Source organism: Gordonia heveisoli (genome assembly GCF_030315745.1).
GTDB lineage: Bacteria > Actinomycetota > Actinomycetes > Mycobacteriales > Mycobacteriaceae > Gordonia.
This window is the reverse complement of sequence record NZ_JASXSH010000003.1, coordinates 68,531-86,770: the sequence shown is the minus strand read 5'-3', so window position 1 is coordinate 86,770 and position 18,240 is coordinate 68,531. Positions and strand designations below refer to the sequence as shown.

General features: G+C 67.1%; 16 protein-coding genes. 3 read left to right on the top strand and 13 right to left on the bottom strand.

All coding sequences use genetic code 11. The features are described from left to right. Positions 1-10: 10 nt before the first annotated feature. The 4 genes from QSJ18_RS03785 to QSJ18_RS03770 are packed head-to-tail and all read right to left on the bottom strand — an operon-like array spanning position 11 to position 4,430. The gene (locus QSJ18_RS03785) at positions 11-1,651 is read right to left on the bottom strand and encodes an alpha/beta hydrolase (RefSeq protein ID WP_286324914.1); all 1,641 of its coding nucleotides are present in this window, start codon (positions 1,649-1,651) and stop codon (positions 11-13) included. Positions 1,652-1,711: 60 nt separating this feature from the next. Next, entirely contained in the window at positions 1,712-3,025 is a 1,314-nt protein-coding gene (locus tag QSJ18_RS03780; protein WP_286324913.1) for an SPFH domain-containing protein, read from the bottom strand. 48 nt (positions 3,026-3,073) lie between these two features. Beyond that, on the bottom strand, positions 3,074-3,499 hold the full coding sequence (locus tag QSJ18_RS03775) for an NfeD family protein (RefSeq protein WP_286324912.1): 426 nt from the start codon (positions 3,497-3,499) through the stop codon (positions 3,074-3,076). 58 nt (positions 3,500-3,557) lie between these two features. Continuing rightward, positions 3,558-4,430, bottom strand: a complete 873-nt coding sequence (locus tag QSJ18_RS03770) for a DUF3097 domain-containing protein (RefSeq protein ID WP_286325058.1) — start codon at positions 4,428-4,430, stop codon at positions 3,558-3,560. A gap of 149 nt (positions 4,431-4,579) precedes the next feature. Between QSJ18_RS03770 and QSJ18_RS03765 the strand changes: the two genes are divergently transcribed. Further along, positions 4,580-5,416, top strand: a complete 837-nt coding sequence (locus tag QSJ18_RS03765; protein WP_286324911.1) for a serine/threonine protein kinase — start codon at positions 4,580-4,582, stop codon at positions 5,414-5,416. A 17-nt stretch (positions 5,417-5,433) separates the two neighbouring features. On the opposite strand, the gene QSJ18_RS03760 is transcribed toward QSJ18_RS03765, so the two are convergent. From QSJ18_RS03760 to QSJ18_RS03720, 9 genes are all read right to left on the bottom strand, one after another. Continuing rightward, a complete protein-coding gene (locus QSJ18_RS03760) occupies positions 5,434-5,637 on the bottom strand; it encodes a hypothetical protein (protein WP_286324909.1) in 204 nt (67 codons plus the stop codon). Between the two features lie 196 nt (positions 5,638-5,833). Continuing rightward, a complete protein-coding gene (locus tag QSJ18_RS03755) occupies positions 5,834-6,871 on the bottom strand; it encodes a ferrochelatase (RefSeq protein WP_286324908.1) in 1,038 nt (345 codons plus the stop codon). A 30-nt stretch (positions 6,872-6,901) separates the two neighbouring features. Next, positions 6,902-7,741 (bottom strand): NADH-dependent enoyl-ACP reductase InhA, encoded by an 840-nt coding sequence (gene inhA / locus QSJ18_RS03750; RefSeq protein ID WP_286324907.1) that lies wholly within the window; start codon positions 7,739-7,741, stop codon positions 6,902-6,904. Between the two features lie 60 nt (positions 7,742-7,801). Beyond that, positions 7,802-8,530, bottom strand: a complete 729-nt coding sequence (gene fabG1, locus QSJ18_RS03745; protein ID WP_286324906.1) for a 3-oxoacyl-ACP reductase FabG1 — start codon at positions 8,528-8,530, stop codon at positions 7,802-7,804. An 89-nt stretch (positions 8,531-8,619) separates the two neighbouring features. Next, complete coding sequence (locus QSJ18_RS03740) at positions 8,620-9,588, bottom strand: VWA domain-containing protein (RefSeq protein WP_286324905.1); 969 nt, start codon at positions 9,586-9,588, stop codon at positions 8,620-8,622. 7 nt (positions 9,589-9,595) lie between these two features. Beyond that, positions 9,596-10,534 (bottom strand): DUF58 domain-containing protein, encoded by a 939-nt coding sequence (locus QSJ18_RS03735; protein WP_286324904.1) that lies wholly within the window; start codon positions 10,532-10,534, stop codon positions 9,596-9,598. After that, complete coding sequence (locus QSJ18_RS03730) at positions 10,521-11,684, bottom strand: AAA family ATPase (RefSeq protein WP_286324902.1); 1,164 nt, start codon at positions 11,682-11,684, stop codon at positions 10,521-10,523. The genes QSJ18_RS03735 and QSJ18_RS03730 overlap by 14 nt, the downstream gene beginning before the upstream one ends. 276 nt (positions 11,685-11,960) lie before the next feature. After that, entirely contained in the window at positions 11,961-13,463 is a 1,503-nt protein-coding gene (locus QSJ18_RS03725; RefSeq protein WP_286324901.1) for an NlpC/P60 family protein, read from the bottom strand. 297 nt (positions 13,464-13,760) lie between these two features. Next, positions 13,761-14,450 carry an Rv1476 family membrane protein gene (locus QSJ18_RS03720; RefSeq protein ID WP_286324900.1) on the bottom strand — a complete coding sequence of 230 codons (690 nt, stop codon included), beginning with the start codon at positions 14,448-14,450 and terminating at the stop codon, positions 13,761-13,763. 392 nt (positions 14,451-14,842) lie between these two features. On the opposite strand from QSJ18_RS03720, the gene acnA reads away from it, so the two are divergent. Beyond that, complete coding sequence (gene acnA / locus QSJ18_RS03715; protein ID WP_286324899.1) at positions 14,843-17,641, top strand: aconitate hydratase AcnA; 2,799 nt, start codon at positions 14,843-14,845, stop codon at positions 17,639-17,641. Positions 17,642-17,656: 15 nt separating this feature from the next. Then, positions 17,657-18,223 carry a TetR/AcrR family transcriptional regulator gene (locus QSJ18_RS03710; protein ID WP_286324898.1) on the top strand — a complete coding sequence of 189 codons (567 nt, stop codon included), beginning with the start codon at positions 17,657-17,659 and terminating at the stop codon, positions 18,221-18,223. Positions 18,224-18,240: the final 17 nt, after the last annotated feature.

Here is an 18,240-nt window from a genome sequence, read left to right as displayed (position 1 = left end):
ACAACCACCTTCATCCGCGGGGGTCGAGTCCGGCGACGATGCGTGCCAACAGGTAGCCGGACACCCGAAGCTGATGGTTGCTGCCGTTGCGCGGATAGTCCGCGTGGGTGTGCGCGCCCTCCCGATACACCCCATCCGGGGTGAACCGCGCAGTGCTGCAGTCGAGCTGGACGAGCTGGGTCGAGCGTGGCGCAGGCCCGTTGAGCCCGATCCGACCGCGCGAGCGGACATGGTTGATCCAGTCCCGGTCCCCCTGCATCACAAAGCCGTGGCCCTGCGCGAGCCCCAGATCCGGCTCATCCGACGCCATGAACCCCGGCGACCCGTAGAAGACCGCATCGTCGATCGGATGCCCGCCCGGCTGCTTGAGTGCCAGGCCCTGGGTCAGCGAACCGTAGGAATGCCCCAACGCCACGAGATGCGGATCGGTGCGCGTGCTCGCCACCGCCAGCCCCCGGTAGAAGCGTGCGAGTGCGGGCGCCCCACTCGTCGCTCGATCATGTTGCAGCACTTCCAGATACGACCACCCAGGTGGCCGGGTGCCCGCGTTGTCGGGTGGCTCGTAACCAAGCCACCCGACGATCGCGATCTGCTCGTCGAACCGTCCGGCCTCGCGTAACTGTCGATAACCCTCGTCCCGCAACGACGCGGCCTCCGCGATCATGCCGCGGAAACTGTCGCGAATGTTGGTGTCCATGCCGGGCGTCGAGATCCCGACATGATCGGCGTCGTCGGGATTGCCGACCGCGACGACCGCCTTGCCTTGTTCGCCTGAATCGGTGTCGAGCAGCAACAGCAGCGTCCCGGCACGGTCCGCTGGACTCCACGGCTTCTCCGCGACCAGCTCGCCGAGCCTGCGTACGTCCGCGATCTTGCGCTCCACCTGCGCCAGGCCGGCGTCCTGATTGGTGAACCAGCCCCGGGTACGACGCCGCGACAATTCACCGCTCAGCCGGTCGCGGGTCAGTTCCAGGCCGGCGAGCACCCCGGGGATCCGGGACCGATTGGCCCGGTCGCGCACCGGTGACGGAATGCCGTCGAGGCCACCGATCCATTCGGGATGCTCGGTGAGCACCCAGTCCCGCTGGGCGTCGGTGAGCGCATACCAGTACGCGGCGTTCTGTTCCGCGCTGATCCCCGACGGCGGTCCGGATGGCGGCACCATGGCCGTGGCTGCCGCGTCGACATCAGCCGAGACTTGTGGTGCCGCATCATGTCCGGCATCGACGAGGCTTACGCGGAGTGTGTCGAGCAGTGTGTCGGCCTGTGTCCCGACCGCCATCGCGGCATATTCGAGGCGACTGCGTTCATGTTCGCGTGCCGCGTCGTCGGCAACCGAACGCGGCAGCGCGGTCACGGCCGCATCCGGATGCACAGTCATTCCGGCCGCTTCGGCCGCGATCCGGATCTCAGCCAGTTCTGCACGTAGATGCTGCGCGACGCTCAACGATTCGGCGGCCACCCGATGCAGTGGTCGGCGGCCGAGGTCGCCTGCCTCTCCAGATGCAGCTGCTCCAGATTTCGCCGAGACCGCCAGACCGAAACAGTGGGCCAGCCGTTCGGCCACGCCGGCGGAGTCCTCCTCCGCGGATGCCATCACCAGCTCTTCGAGTCCGTCGATATCCCAACCGTCGACAGTGCTCAGATCCATCCGTCGTTCCCTATTCCCTCACCATCGACAGCACGCGATTCCCGATCCTCGCAATCAGATTCAGCGGTCGGTCCACCATGGACCGTCGGCCTGCTGACCATGGTCACCCGGCTGTCCCGGCCCGGGGTCGGGATATTGGCGCGCGTGTTGCGCAGGCGGAGCTTGCGGGGCGGGTGCGGCCGGACCGGGATCCGGGGTCTGCGACCACCCGGAGGTGCCCAGTTCGGCGCGATACTCGGGCGCGGCCACCGGCGGGGCGGCCGAGCGTCGAACCGGAACTTCCGGTGCCACCGGCGTCCGCGCCACGGCCTCCGCCTCGGCGACCGCCTGGGCCACCTTCGGATCCGATGCCAGCGAGAACCAGTCCTCGGTCTCCGACTCGTCGACCTCGTCGACGTCGACGTCGGTGGCCTCGTACCGGAATACCCCGTCGGCCCCCTGCTCGCCGAACGACTTGGCAAATCCCTGTAGCGCCGAACCGAAATCGGAGGGCACCACCCACACCTTGCTGGCCTCGCCCTTCGCCATCTCCGGTAGCTGCCGGAGATATTCGTAGGCAAGCAGTTCCGGCGTCGGACGGCTCGACTTGATGGCCGCGAAAGTCTTCTCGATGGCCTTCGCCTCGCCCTGTGCCTTCAGGTAGGCGGCCGCCCGGTCGCCCTGAGCCCGCAGGATGCGGGACTGCCGTTCGGCCTCGGCGGCCAGGATCGCGGCTTGCTTGGCGCCCTCGGCTGCCAGGATCTGCGACTGCTTGTTGCCCTCGGCAGTCTTGATCGCCGACTCACGCTGTCCTTCGGCGGCCAGGATGGTCGCCCGCTTCTCGCGGTCGGCCTTCATCTGCTTCTCCATCGACTCCTGGATCGACGGCGGCGGCATGATCGACTTCAGTTCGACACGCGCCACCCGAAGGCCCCAGCGACCGGTGGCCTCGTCGAGTACGCCGCGAAGCTGACCGTTGATCGAGTCACGGGAGGTCAGCGTCTCCTCGAGCGTCATACCGCCGACCACATTGCGCAGCGTGGTGATCGTCAGCTGCTCCACACCGGCGATGTAGTTGTCGATCTCGTAGACCGCCGACCGCGGATTGGTCACCTGGAAGTAGACGACGGTATCGATGGACAGCGTCAGGTTGTCCTCCGTGATGACCGGCTGCGGCGGGAACGACACCACCCGCTCCCGGATGTCGACGCGGGCGCGGATCCGATCGATGAACGGCCACAGCAACGTCAACTGTCCGGACACCGTCCGGGTATACCGACCCAGACGCTCGATCACCGCCGCTTCTGCCTGCGGGATCAGCGCCACCGATTTCACCAGCGTGACGACCACCAGTACCGCCACCAGGACCGCGATGATCAGTCCGACCGTTTCCATTCCGAGCTACCTCTCTCCCCCGTCCGCCGGACGGATCAGATGGCCGGGTCAGACCCGCCATACCACCGCGGTCGCGCCGTCGATCTCGACCACTGTCACGTGTTCACCCGGCGCGAGGGTCTCGCCCGGATTCAATGCTCGTGCCGACCACACCTCACCACCGATCTTCACCCGACCGTCGTGTTCGTCGACGGGTTCGGTGACCAAGGCCTGCCGACCGGTCAACGCCTCGGTATTCGTGAGCACCCGAGGCCGGCTCATCAGGTGCCGCTTGGCAACCGGCCGCACCCCGACCAGCAGCAGCACCGAGATCACCGCGAAGACCACGACCTCGACCCAGAGCGGCGGGTCGAGCAGTGCCACCCCGGCAGCCGCGAGTGCACCGCCGCCGAGCATGAGCAGCACCAGTTCGCCCGCCATCATCTCGGCGATCACGAACAGAATCGCCACCCCCAGCCAGACCAGTGCGCTCATATCCCCAGTCTGCCACCACCGGTGACCGCCGCGGGCGGATCAATCCGTCCGGGTTCGTTCACTCATCACCTTCGGCCGCGGTCACGAAGTCGATGAGTTCTTCCACCGACCGCAAGAGATCGACTTCGAGATCCCGAAAGCTGGAGACCCCGGCGAGTACGCGGCGCCATCCATCCTGCGGTGTCCCCCAACCGAGTTCACTGCAGATTCCGGTCTTCCAGTCGGTGCCTCGCGGAATGGTGGGCCATGCGGAGATGCCGACCGATGCCGGTTTCACCGCCTGCCAGACGTCGATGTAGGGATGTCCGCACACCAGGACGTCCTCGCTCACCGACTCGGTCAGCCGCGACTCCTTGGACCCCGCGACCAGATGGTCGACGAGCACGCCCACCCGGCGGTGCGGTGCGGGCCCGAACTCGGTGAGCGCGGCATCGAGATTGTCCAGGCCGTCGAGACTTTCCACGACCACCCCTTCGACGCGCAGGTCGTCACCCCACACCCGTTCGACCAGGGTGGCGTCGTGCACGCCTTCGACGAAGATGCGGCTGGCCCGGGCGGTCCGCGCCCGCGCCTTGGGCACCGCGCGGGATCCGGACGCGGTGCGCGGCGGACCCGAGATGGGCACCCCGCGTGTCCCCGGCGTCTGCGGACCGGGACCGGCCGGTCCACGCGTGCGCGGACGGACCAGCGTCACCGGCTTGCCGTCGATCAGAAACGCGGCCGGATGCATCAGGAAGACCCGCGTCTGTCCACGCCGGTCCTCGAGGCGGACCATGTCGCCGGCGTAGCTCTTCTCCAGACCGACCACCGCGCCGCAGAAACCGGTGGCGACATCCTCGACGACGAGGTCTCGGTCGGCGGCTACCTCGGGCGCGCGTGGCTTCGCCCGACGCGGCTGTGCGAGCACGTCACGACCGTAGCGGTCGGCCATCTGATCCTCCTCGAACCGGCGAATTCCCGCCCGCAACGGTATGCCGCCGACGCCACGAATGAGGGTTGCCACGCCCGGATGCGGGGTTCGCGGAGCCGACACTCGCCGATCCGGTTCCGGTACGCGTCGACCGGTATCCTCAGACGTCTATGACCCGCGCCGACATCCGTGACCCTGCGATCGCCTGGCCGAGCTGCACGCTCGGCGGGTGGGCCGCGGCGTGGGTGGCCGGCACCTGCTCCCCCGACGACGTGATCTCGGCACTGACCGACACCGCGGGCCTGCATCTCATCGTCGATGCCGGCGCGGTCACCGCCGATACCGGCGACGGCGCGCTCGGACTGCTGACATTGCTGCGCGGCGCGCGCAGCCTGGCGGTGCGCCTCCCGCACGCCGGTGACGTCAACGGCCTGCCGCCCGATCCGGCGACCACCGCGGCATTCGCCAGCGGCGAGGTCCTGCTCGTCGACGACGGCCGATCCGGCGGACCGCTGGCACTCGTCCCGGAGGTCAGCGGCAGCACGCACACCGGGCACACCGACGACCTGATCTGCCGATGGACGGTACTGCGCTACGGCCGCGACCTCGATCTGGGTGCACTCGTCAGCGGCGGACCGTCCGTCGGGGAGCTGGAATATCAACTGCGCCAGGCAGTTCGCGACGCCGCCGAGGTGATCGCCCGGCTGGGTGGTACCCGCGCCGCAGTCACCGCCGACCTGCGTGACCAGTTGGCCGTGCGCACGGTCGCACATCGGGTGTTGTTGCCACCGCATCCGCGTGACGACCGCCCGAATCGCATCATCGATACCGCTGCTCGCATCGACGCCATCGTCGACCTGGCCACCGCCTATGCGGTCACCCCCGGTGACAGTGCGCGGCAGGTGGACTCCGGGGACACCGAGCTCCGCAGACTGCGTGCGCTGACACGAAACGCACGCGCCGCGGCCGTCAACTCGGTCATCGGCGAACTACTGCCGACCGGTTGAGGCCGCGGCGCGGGGTCTCACTCAGCGAGTTTGGCGACCGCCTGGGCCCACAGGAAGTACTTGTTGGTGCCCAGATCCTTGACGGTCTTGATGTTGAACGCGGCGGCCAGATGTTCGGCGTCACCCTCGCTCACACCCTGCAGCGCGGCGACCGGGGCATTCGCGAGCTCGTCGATCGACTTGTCCTCGTACGCCTTGTCGAACTTGTCGGCCAGTGCCATGAAAATCTCCTCAGAACCTTGTTGTTGCAACTTTCGCGGCCGGTGACCGCCGGAGCATCGAGGCTCCACCGGCATCTGTCCCGACCGCATCCGCCAGCATGTCACCGCCGCCGTGGGCACGCCAGGATTGACACGACGCTGAGCTGAACACCCGGTGTCGATCGAACGTCGGTGAGGCGTTGCAAGGCCTCGAATCCTACTTCCGGGTGGCGGGCACGCAGCACTCCGGACGGCACAACGCACCGTTGTCCGCACAACCCATCGCCGCCCGGTCGCCGCCACCGTCGGCGTAGGCGCCGACGAGGTCGGCGATCATCGACACGAACCGCGGATCGGTGCCGACCGTGTCGGCCCGGACGTAATCCATACCCAGCTCGGCGGCCTTGTCGGCCGCCTCGTTGTCGAGGTCCCAAACAACTTCGAGATGGTCGGAGATGAAGCCGACCGGATACACGACGACCTGCCGAACTCCCTGTGCCGCCAGCGCTTCGAGATGGTCGCAGATGTCGGGTTCGAGCCACGGAACCTGCGGCGGACCCGAACGCGACTGCCAGACCTGGTCGAAATCCGAATACCCGAGCCGCCCGGCCACGGCCGTCGCGGCCGCGAGAACCTGCCGCGAATACAACCCGCCACCGTCGGCTGCCGGCCCCGACGAACGATCCGCCGACGACGGCACCGAGTGAGCGGTGAACACCAGCCGAGGAGGTTCGCCTACCGCGGGCAGCGATGCGATCGCCCGCCGAACGGCATCGACCCCGGCCGCGACGAACTTCTCCTCATCCCAGTACTGCGGCAGCTTGCGCAGCACCATGTCGCCGTCGGCGATCTCGTTGGCCGCCAACGCCTTGGCGATGTCCTCGTGGTACTGCCGACATCCCGAGTAGCCACCCCACGCCGACGTCGGGAACACCAACACCCGGCGATGGCCGGCGCGGTACATCTCACCGACGGTGTCGGCGGCCAACGGATGCCAGTTGCGGTTACCGAAGTACACCGGCAGCTCGATCCCACGCCCACGCAGCTCCGCGATCAGCGCCGAGATCATGTCGAGGTTGAGCCGGTTGATCGGCGACACGCCGCCGAAATGCAGATAGTGCTCGGCGACGGCCGCCAGCCGCTCGGGCGGTACCCCACGTCCTCGGGTGACGTTCTCCAGGAACGGCATCACGTCGTCGGGTTTGTCCGGCCCGCCGAAGGAGAGGAATAGAACTGAGTCGAAGCCCGTCATCATCGGTCGAATTCGGTCATCGTGGCCCGAGACTCAGGCCTGACCCAACATGTTGTCCGGGAACCAGGTGTTGTGGCTGGCCCCGCCGTCGACGTAGACGATCGAGCCGGTGGTGCCCGGCAGCCAATCCGACAACAGCGTGACGACACTCTTGCCGACCACGGTCGGATCGTCGACGTTCCAGCCGATCGGCGATGCACCGTTCCAGTACTCGTTGAGCATGTTCAGTTTGCGCGCGTCGTCGGTCGCGGTACCCGAGATCGCCTTCGCGGCGAGCGTCTTGATCGGGCCGGCCGCCACCAGGTTGGAGCGAATCTTCTTGGCGTAACCCACTTCCCGGGCCACATAGCGGTTCACCGATTCCAGCGCGGCCTTCTGCACGCCCATCCAGTTGTAGTCCGGAAGCGCGGTGCGCGGATCGAAGTCCATGCCCACGATCGAGCCGCCTTCGTTCATGACCGGCAGCACGGCGCGAGCGAGCGAGGCGTAGCTCCAGGCCGAGATCTCGAAGGACTTCGCGACGTCGGCTGCCGGCCCCTCGAGGAACGGCAGTGCCTCCGGTCCCATCAGGGTGCGCGGCGCGAATGCGATGGAGTGCACCACACCGTCGATACCCTCGGGGGCGAGTTCGCGCAGTTTGTCGGCGAGCGCGCCGAGGTACTCCTCGTCGGTGACGTCGAGCGGGATCGCCGGCGGCACCTCCTGGGGAAGACGCTTCGCAATGCGGTCGATGAGCCGAAGACGCTCGGGGATGCCGGTGATGAGCACCTTGGCACCCTGTTCCTGTGCCACCTTCGCGGCGTGGAACGCGATCGACGCGTCGGTGATGATGCCGGTGACGAGGACGGTCTTGCCGTCGAGGATGCCGGTCATGTGCTGACTACTCCTGGGGGTCGGGGGTTGGGGTGTCGGTGTCGGATCGCGCGGGCTGGATCAGTGGCCCATGCCCATACCGCCATCGACAGGCAGCACGGCGCCGGAGATATAGCCGGCGGCATCGGAGGCGAGGAAGCTGATCACCGCGGCGACGTCTTCGGGTTTGCCGGTGCGTCCGAGCGGGATGGCCTGCTTGGCCATCTCGATGTACTTGTCCTCCATCTCGGCCGTCATGTCGGTGTCGATGAACCCGGGGGCAACCACATTCGCGGTGATGTTGCGGGAGCCGACCTCGCGCGCGATCGACCGGGCCATCCCGATCAGCCCGGCCTTCGACGCGGCGTAGTTCACCTGGCCGGGTACGCCGGACATCGCGACGACGGAACCCAGGAAGATCATGCGGCCCCACTTGGCCCGCTGCATCCCCTTGGTCGCCTGCTTGGCACAGCGGAAGGCGCCGGTCAGGTTGGCGTCGACGACACTCGCGAACTGGTCCTCGGTCAGGCGCATCAGCAGCATGTTGTCGGTGATCCCGGCGTTGGCGACGAGCACCTCGACCGGACCCTGATGGTCGGCCACCTCTTTGAAGGCCCGCTCGACCGACGCGTTGTCGGTGACGTCGCACTGGACACCGAACAGGCCTTCGGGGGCACCGGAACCGCGATGGGTCACCGCGACCTTGTGGCCGTCGGCCGCGAGTTTGCGGGCCACCGCGAGACCGATTCCGCGGTTACCGCCGGTGACGAGCACCGAGCGGGACGGCTGGGCTTCATTGGTTTCAGTCATGGGAGTCAATTTATCCGTAGTCGTCGATCCGGCTTCACCGAGGGCATCGGCATTCCGGTCACCGCGGGTGCGGCCTGGGACACGAGGGGTCAGGGCAGCCGCCGGTTGATCAGCAACCCGGCTGCGGCGGCGGCGACGGTGAACAGCAGGCCCATACCGAGCCACCACCGGTAGTTGTCGCGCTTCTCCTTCTCGTACCCGATCTCGCTCTGCAACTTCTCGTACACCTTGTTCAGTTCATCGAGGCTGCCCGCGGTGAAGAAGTTGCCGCCGCTGAGATTCGCGATCTGTTTGAGCGACTTGTCGTCCACCGGCACCGGCACCCGGTCGCCCTCGAGTTCGACGGTTCCCGTCCGGGTGCCGAAGGAGATCGTCGAGACCGGAACTCCCTCCTCCTTGGCCTTGCGGGCCGCGGTGAACGCACCACGAGGATCGTTGAGGCCGTCGGGCACGGTCTGCTTGCCGTCGGAGAGCAACACGATATGTGCGGGCGGCGCATTGTCCTTACCGCCGAGCACGGTATTGAGGGTCCGGATCTGCTGCAGCGCGGCGAAGATACCCTCACCGGTCGCGGTCTTGTCGTCGAGCTGGAGCTTGTCGATGGCAGCCTTGGTCGCCGAGTGATCCGGTGTCGGCGGAACCAGCGTCGACGGGGTGCCGGCAAACGAGATCAGGCCGAGGTTGATCCCGTCGGTGAGATCGTCGGCGAACTTCTTGGCCGCCGACTGCGCCGCCTTGATCCGCGAGGGCGCGACGTCGGTGGCGTTCATCGACCGCGACACATCCATCACCAGGACGACGGTCGCCTTGTTACGGGGAACCTCGGTCTCCCCCTGCGGGCCGGCCATCGCTATCGCGAAGAGCACCACCGCGACGACCATCAGGATGATCGGGATATGGGTGAACGGATTGCGCCGCGTGGGTGCCACCCGATCGAGCACATCCATATTCGCGAAGGCGAAGGCGCGTTTGCGGCGCAACCGCATGACGAAGACGTAGAGGGCGACAAGCGCGACCGCGAGCAGGACGAGCAGCAGCCACCAGGCATGCGAGAACATCGTGCGATCACCCCACCCCGGACGCGAGGCCGCGTCGTCGCTGGGCGACGAATTTGATCGTGTCGGCCATCCAGTCCGAATCGGTGCGCAGGGTCAGCACTGGGCCGCCGCAACTGCGGATGGTTCGGTGTACCCGATCCTGATGTGCCTTCGCCGCCGCCGCGAAGTCGGCTCGCAGTTTGTCGGTGATCGTCACCTCGCGGACCTCACCGGTCTCGGCGTCCGCGAGAGTCACCTCGCCGACGTCGGGCAGTTCGAGGTCGCGACGGTCGAGGACCTCGACCGCGAGCAGTTCATGGTGGGCGCCGATGGCGCGCAACGACCGCTCCCAATCGATCGGACCGAGGAAGTCGGAGATCACCACGGCCAGACCGCGACGGCGCTGCGGACGGCGCAATGCCTCCAGGCCGGCTTTGAGGTCTCCGCGAACCCCGGGCGAACTGCGCCGCGTGGTCGCGATCGCCTTCAGCAGCGTCTGCGCGTGCACCCGCCCGGCGCGAGCCGGGAGCCGTACGACGTCGTCGCCGGTGACGATCAGCGCGCCATGCCGGTTGCCGCCCTCGGTGGTCAGATGCACCAGCGCCGCTGCGGCGGCCACCGCCAGCTCGCGCTTACTGCAGTTCACCGTGCCGAAGTCGAGACTCGCCGAGGCGTCGACGACCAGCCAGGTCTCCAGCTCGCGGTCGGCGATCATCTGCCGCACATGCGGAGTGGTGGTCCGCGCGGTGACCGACCATTCCATCCGCCGGATGTCGTCGCCGGGCTGATAGGCACGCGCCTCCCCCGGCTCCGACCCCGGACCCGGGATCAGACCGAGGTGTTCCCCCTGCAGCACACCGTCGAGCTTGCGACGAACGGTCAGCTCCAGGGTGCGCAGCGCGGCTGTCAGCTGTGGTTCTTCGAGTAGCCCCGCGCCGAGGCTCGGCAGGTCCTTATTGGCCGCCATACTGCACTGACGTCTGGGTCGCCGGAGCCTGCTGCTGGTAGCCGTTGGCCGGCGCGTGGGCGGGAGCCGGTGCGGATGCGGGCTGCGGAGGGTGCGGCGCGGCCACCGGCTGGGCGCCGACCTGCGGCAGCCCGATCGTCTGCAGCACCCTGGTGATGACCCGGTCGGCGTCGATCTCGTCGGCGAGCGCGTCGTAGCTGAGAACGAGCCGGTGCCGCAGCACATCCGGGATGATCTCGACGATGTCCTGCGGGATCACATAGTCGCGGCCACGGACCAGCGCCAGTGCCCGTGCGGCGGCGACGATGCCGAGGGTGGCACGTGGCGAAGCACCATAGGACAGCCACGACGCGACGTCGTGCAGCCCCAGCTCGGTGGGTCGACGGGTTGCGTTGATGACCCGGACGACATAGTCGACGAGGGCGTGGTGGACGAAGACGTTCGCCGCGGTCTTCTGCAGGCGCAGCATCGCGGCCGGGTCGAGAACCTGGTTGGCGGACGGGGGCACGTTGCCCATCCGATAGACGATCTCCCGCTCTTCCTCGACGGACGGATAGTCGACGAGCACCTTGAACAGGAAGCGGTCGCGCTGGGCCTCCGGGAGCGGATAGACACCCTCGTTCTCGATCGGGTTCTGGGTGGCCATCACCAGGAACGGGTCGGGCATCTGGTAGGTGGTCCCGCCGATCGACACGTGCCGTTCGGCCATGACCTCCAGCAGTGCCGACTGAACTTTCGCCGGGGCGCGGTTGATCTCGTCGGCGAGCAGGAAGTTGGCGACGACCGGACCGAGTTCGGTGTCGAATTCCTCGCGGCCCTGACGGTAGATGCGGGTACCGATGAGGTCGGTGGGCACCAGGTCGGGGGTGAACTGCACGCGCGAGAAGCTGCCGCCGACCACCTTGGCGAAGGTTTCCACGGCCAGCGTCTTGGCGACGCCGGGCACACCTTCGAGCAGGATGTGGCCGCGGGCCAGCAACCCGACCAGGATCCGTTCGACGAGCTGATCCTGGCCGACGATGACCCGCTTCACCTCATAGATGGTGCGTTCGAGCAGCTTGATGTCGGATTCGCTGAGCGCCGCCGTCTGATCGGGGGCGCCGCCACCGAATCCCGAAGAAGGCTCGCTGGGGGCTTGCGAAGAGGTCAACCCGTGCTCCTGTTCATCCAGGTCTGGTCCGTGCGGTGGGACGACACATCACGCCGGTTCCCCACCCGCGGGTGTCTCACCCGCCATGCCTCGGCGGCCGGGCCGGGCGGCCCGCCACCGCTGTCGGTCACATGCCATGCCAGCCTAGCCGCGTGAACTGAAAACCGGCCAAGAAGGGCAGGGCGCGTCGCTCACGATCGTCGGTCGAGTATCCGACCCGACGCACGCATCCTGGCCGTGATCGGCTGAGCGCGGACGGTGGAACTGTCGTCGCGGTCAGAGCAGCCGGACGGCATTCGGCATCGCGCCGTCGGTCCGCAGCGGCGAGACCTTTACCACATCGCCGGACTGGGGTGCCTCGACCATCTTGTTGTCACCGAGGTACAGGGCGACGTGCTGACTGGCGTTGGGGCCGTAGAAGATCATGTCGCCGCGGCGCATCTGCGACAACGGCACCTGCGGGCCCGAGGTGTACTGGTAGCCGGTGTAGTGCGGCAGTTCGATACCCACCCCCGCGAAGGCGTAGATCATCAGACCCGAGCAGTCGAAGCCGGTCTTGTTGTAGTCGCCGAAGCTGTCGGCGACACCGCCGTCGCGGATGCCCTGGGTCGGGCCGTTGGCATCGCCGCCACCCCACGCGTACGGCACGTTCAGCTGCGACAGCGCACGGTTGACGATGATCTCCACCGCCTGCGGCCCTCGCAGACCCGGCCGCACCATCCCGCCGCCCGAACTGCCGAGCAGGCTGCCGAGACTGCCGGTACCCAGTCGCGCACTCAGGGTGTCGCCGCTGCTGCCGCCCATCCGCGACCCGCCGATGCCGAGTTCGTCGAGCAGCTGGCTGTGCGGGACCTGCTGTTCACCGATGAGGCCCGCGATGAGCTTCTGGCCAAGATCCATGGCCAGCCGTGCTGCCGCCTCGGCAGCCACCTGCAGTGCCTGGTTGTCGTCGACGGGGGTCCCCGGCGGCAGCGCGCCGCCACCCGGGCGGCCTGGCAACGTGGGGAACAGGTTGGCCAGTAGATCGGCGGGGGCCTGCGCGTCGACGCGGTGGGGCTTGACGCCGCGGATCCGATCCAGCCGGACTTGCGCGGCGTCGCGCTGGCGGACTAGCGAACCACGGCGGGTCTGTTCGGAGTTCATCACGTCGCGGGCCTGGGACAGCGACGCGACCGCGTCGTTGCGGCGCTGAGCGGCACTCGACGCGGCGTAGCCTGCCTGCCGTTTGGTCGCCTCGGCCGCTGCCACCCGATTGGCCTGCTGGTTGCGTGCCACGTTGAGCCGCTTGATGGTGGCCTGGTGATCACGGCTGATCTGATCGAGCAGGTGCATCCGGTCGAGGACGCCCTGCGGATCGGGTGAGGCCACATAGTTGGCCATCGATCCCTGCTCGGAGCCTTGGCGATAGGCCTGCCGGACGAAATTGTCGAACTCGCGCTGTGCGGTGGCCAGCGCCTGAGTGGTGGTCTTCAGCGACCGCTGCGCACCCAGTGCGGCCGCATTCGCCAACCGCTTGGCTACCAGCGAGTTCTGATAGTCGACGAGGGAACGGTTGACGTTCTCCTGACGGACCGCGATGGCGTTATCGAGGTCGGCGATGTTCTGGTTGGCTTTGGCGATCTCACTGATCAGACCGGCCACCGGTCCACGTTGGGCTGCTCCGGGCGCGGCGGCGGCCTGGCCGGCACCGGCGAGGCCGAGAGCCGCCACGGCCAGCAGCGCACCGATGCGCGCCGACCACGAAGCGCCACGGGCACCTTCGGTTGTAGCTCGCGTCACCAGAGAACTCCTCGCCGTTCGCCTTCGGGGACCGGGCTGCGCCCCCTTGCGTCGCACCGCCGACAATCACCCCTCCTGTCACAGTGACAAGGGACGCATCGTGCGGAACATGAGACGCTCAACATGACATGAGCACCACATGTGACATCAGAACCGTACGTCACATCAGACACATCGGAAAACCGCGCACGAAAATTACATTTAGGTGATTACCTGCGGCGATGGGCATGAGCAGGTGAAAGAGAGAACCTGAGAATCAGGTATCAAATCCGCAACGCAGACGACCGTACCGAGGGTTCAGGAACGACCGGGGGTTTCTTCTGCGGTGTCACCGTCCGCCGCACCCGACGACGCGAGCGCTCCCACCGGCTCGTCGCCGGCCGGTGCGGCCGCGGATGCGTCGATCGCCGGCCCCGCGACGACGTCGGGGAGTTGCCTGCGTCGACGGCGCAACATCTGTACCCGACCGATGACCGCACCGATGGCGACGACGAAGATCAAAAGGAGGGTGACCAGGGTCCAGTCGATGGTCGGTTCGGCCATCGAGTCGTACATCTGCCGGGCCGCGACGGCCGGCCGGTTGAGATCGAGGTCGTTGGTCGCCTTTTCTTGCTGGAAGCGACTGAAGTCCGGTGATGTGCTGCCCACCGAGTTCGGTCCCAGCACGATCACCGTGCCGCCGACCTCGGGCTGCAGGGTCGTCGCGATGTCGCGATAGATCGTGTAGGTGGGCTGCTGCTGGGTGATCACCACGATGCTGAGGTCGTGCCCCTCGTCGCGCGCATGGGCGACGACCTTGCGCAGTTCCACGATCTGCGGGGTCTCGACCCCGGCCGGGACGCCCTGTACGGCGACGCGATCGTCGGTCAGGCTCGTCGACAACTCGCCGAGGTCGACGTTGTCGGTCATCCGCGGGATCTGCGGGAAGCCGGGATCAGCCTCGGGGGTCGCCGGCGGTGCAGCGATCACCAACGGTTCGGGACTCATGGCTTGCTCCTCTGCCGCACATCGGGGTTCCAAGGTTTCGTCGTCGTGAAATCCCTGTGGACAGGTTCCACTCACCAAACCTCGCGAGAGCACCGTACGACAGAATGGGCGAGAACTGTGCGACCAGGGTCGTAGGCTGTTGGCGCCGGTTCAGATCTGCCGGGCGTGTCGCGTCCCGAGAGAGTTGTTAGCAGTACGTCCGTACTGTTATCATGGGTGCGTGGTCGCGGCCCGGTCCGCGGCAGCTGGATGGCCCGGGATGTCAACGCACCCCGCAACACCCAAACGCATCGACGCAGCCCGCCGATGTCCATGCCCATGCCCTGCCCCGGGGCGCAAGTGTGAAAGCGGTCGACGCAGCCCGTCGGCCTTCAGAGGAGAGTGGATTAGACGTGAGTATCAATTCCTTCGGCGCGCGCGGCACGCTCGAAGTCGGTGACAACAGCTACGAGATCTTCCGTCTGAGCTCGGTGCCGGGTACCGAGAAACTCCCGTACTCGCTCAAGGTGCTCGCCGAGAACCTGCTCCGCACCGAAGACGGCGCGAACATCACCAAGGACCACATCGAGGCCATCGCCAACTGGGATCCCTCGGCCGATCCGAGCATCGAGATCCAGTTCACCCCGGCCCGCGTGCTGATGCAGGACTTCACCGGCGTGCCCTGCGTCGTCGATCTCGCCACCATGCGTGAGGCCGTCGCCGCGCTCGGCGGCGACCCGAACAAGGTCAACCCGCTCTCCCCCGCCGAGATGGTCATCGACCACTCGGTCATCCTCGACGTGTTCGGCACCGCAGACGCCTTCGAACGCAACGTCGAGCTGGAGTACCAGCGCAACGGCGAGCGTTACCAGTTCCTGCGCTGGGGCCAGGGCGCGTTCGACGACTTCAAGGTCGTCCCCCCGGGCACCGGCATCGTGCACCAGGTCAACATCGAGTACCTGGCCCGGTCGATCATGGTCCGCAACGGCCAGGCCTACCCCGACACCTGCGTCGGCACCGACTCGCACACCACCATGGAGAATGGCCTGGGCGTGCTGGGCTGGGGCGTCGGCGGTATCGAGGCGGAGGCCGCGATGCTCGGCCAGCCGGTCTCCATGCTCATCCCGCGTGTCGTCGGCTTCAAGCTGACCGGTGAGATCAACCCGGGTGTCACCGCCACCGACGTGGTGCTCACCGTGACCGACATGCTGCGCCAGCACGGTGTGGTCGGCAAGTTCGTCGAGTTCTACGGCAAGGGCGTCGCCGAGGTGCCGCTGGCCAACCGCGCCACCCTGGGCAACATGAGCCCCGAATTCGGTTCGACCTGCGCGATCTTCCCGATCGACGGCGAGACCATCAACTACCTGCGCCTCACCGGGCGCGACGACGAGCAGCTCGCTCTGGTCGAGGCCTACGCCAAGGAACAGGGCATGTGGCACGACCCCGAGCGCGAGCCCTCCTTCTCGGAGTACCTCGAACTCGACCTGTCGACGGTGGTCCCCTCGATCGCCGGCCCGAAGCGTCCCCAGGACCGCATCCTGCTGTCGGAGTCGAAGGTCGCCTTCCGCAAGGACATCCACAACTACGTCGAGGAGGGCCTCACCCCGGCCCACACCCAGCTCGACGAGGCCGTCGAGGAGTCCTTCCCGGCGTCGGATCCGGCAGCACTGTCCTTCGCCGACGACGGTGCGGTGAACGTGCAGTCCGCCGCCAACGGCGCCGAGGGCCGTCCGACCAAGCCGATCAAGGTCGTCTCCGCCGACCGCGGCGAGTTCATCCTCGACCACGGTGCGGTCGCGGTCGCGGGTATCACCTCGTGCACGAACACCTCCAACCCGTCGGTCATGATCGGTGCGGGTCTGCTCGCCCGTAACGCCGTGGAAAAGGGTCTGACCAGCAAGCCGTGGGTGAAGACCAACATGGCGCCGGGTTCGCAGGTCGTCACCGACTACTACGAGAAGGCCGGCCTGTGGCCGTACCTGGAGAAGCTGGGCTTCTACCTCGGTGGCTACGGCTGCACCACCTGCATCGGCAACACCGGCCCGCTGCCGGAGGAGATCAGCAAGGCGGTCAACGAGAACGACCTGACCGTCACCGCGGTCCTGTCCGGTAACCGCAACTTCGAGGGCCGTATCTCCCCCGACGTCAAGATGAACTACCTGGCCAGCCCGCCGCTGGTCATCGCCTACGCCCTGGCAGGCACCATGGACTTCGACTTCGAGTCGCAGGCCCTCGGCCAGGACACCGACGGCAACGACGTCTTCCTGAAGGACATCTGGCCGTCCGCGCAGGAGATCGACGACACCATCAAGACCGCGATCAGCCAGGACATGTTCCGCAAGTCCTACGCCGACGTGTTCAAGGGTGACGAGCGCTGGCAGAACCTCGAGACCCCCGCGGGTGACACCTTCGCGTGGGACGTCAACTCGACCTACGTCCGCAAGGCTCCGTACTTCGACGGCATGTCGCTGGAGACCAGCCCGGTCTCCGACATCAAGGGCGCACGCGTCCTCGCGCTGCTGGGCGACTCGGTCACCACCGACCACATCAGCCCGGCCGGCCCGATCAAGCCCGGCACCCCGGCGGCGCAGTACCTGGATTCGCACGGCGTCGAGCGCAAGGACTACAACTCACTGGGATCGCGTCGCGGTAACCACGAGGTGATGATCCGCGGCACCTTCGCCAACATCCGCCTGCAGAATCAGCTGCTCGACGGCGTGTCCGGCGGCTACACCCGCGACTTCACCCAGGATGGCGGCCCCCAGTCGTTCATCTACGACGCCTCGGTCAACTACAAGGAAGCCGGCATCCCGCTGGTCGTCCTGGGCGGCAAGGAGTACGGCTCGGGCAGCTCGCGTGACTGGGCCGCCAAGGGCACCGTCCTGTTGGGCGTCAAGGCCGTCATCACCGAATCCTTCGAGCGCATCCACCGCTCGAACCTGATCGGTATGGGCGTTGTGCCGCTGCAGTTCCCGGCCGGCGAGTCGGCCAAGTCGCTGGGTCTCGACGGCACCGAGGTGTTCGACATCGTCGGCATCGAGGAGCTCAACGAGGGCAAGACCCCGAAGACCGTCAAGGTGACCGCCACCAAGGAAGACGGCTCCAAGGTCGAGTTCGACGCGGTCGTCCGCATCGACACCCCCGGAGAGGCTGACTACTACCGCAACGGCGGCATCCTGCAGTATGTGCTGCGCAACATGATCAACAGCTGATCCGAGGGTTCTTTCATGCCCAAGGTCAGCGATGACCGCCTTGCCGCGCGCCGTCGCGAGATTCTCGACGGCGCGCGGCATTGTTTCGCGGAGTTCGGCTACGACGGTGCGACGGTCAAACGCATCGAGGAGACGACCGGGATGTCGCGCGGCGCGATCTTCCATCATTTCCGCGACAAGGACGCACTGTTCCTGGCGCTCGCCCAGGAGGATGCCGAACGGATGGCCGACGTCGCCGCCGAGCAGGGTCTGGTGCAGGTGATGCGGGACATGCTGGCACGACCGCAGGACTTCGACTGGCTCGGTACCCGGCTGGAGATCGCGCGCAAGTTGCGGACGGATCCAGCGTTCCGGGAATCCTGGTCGGCTCATTCGGCCGACGTGGAGAAGGCGACGCTGTCCCGTCTGGAGCGGGGCCGGGCGTCGGGTCGTCTGCGTGAGGATGTCCCCACCGAGGTCCTGGTGAAATATCTCGATCTCGTGCTGGACGGTCTGATCACACGTTTGGCCACCGGCCAGCCCACCGACGATCTGCACGCGGTGCTCGACCTCGTCGAGGAATCGGTGCGCGTGTCACGGTGATGTGCCGAACGGCCGCA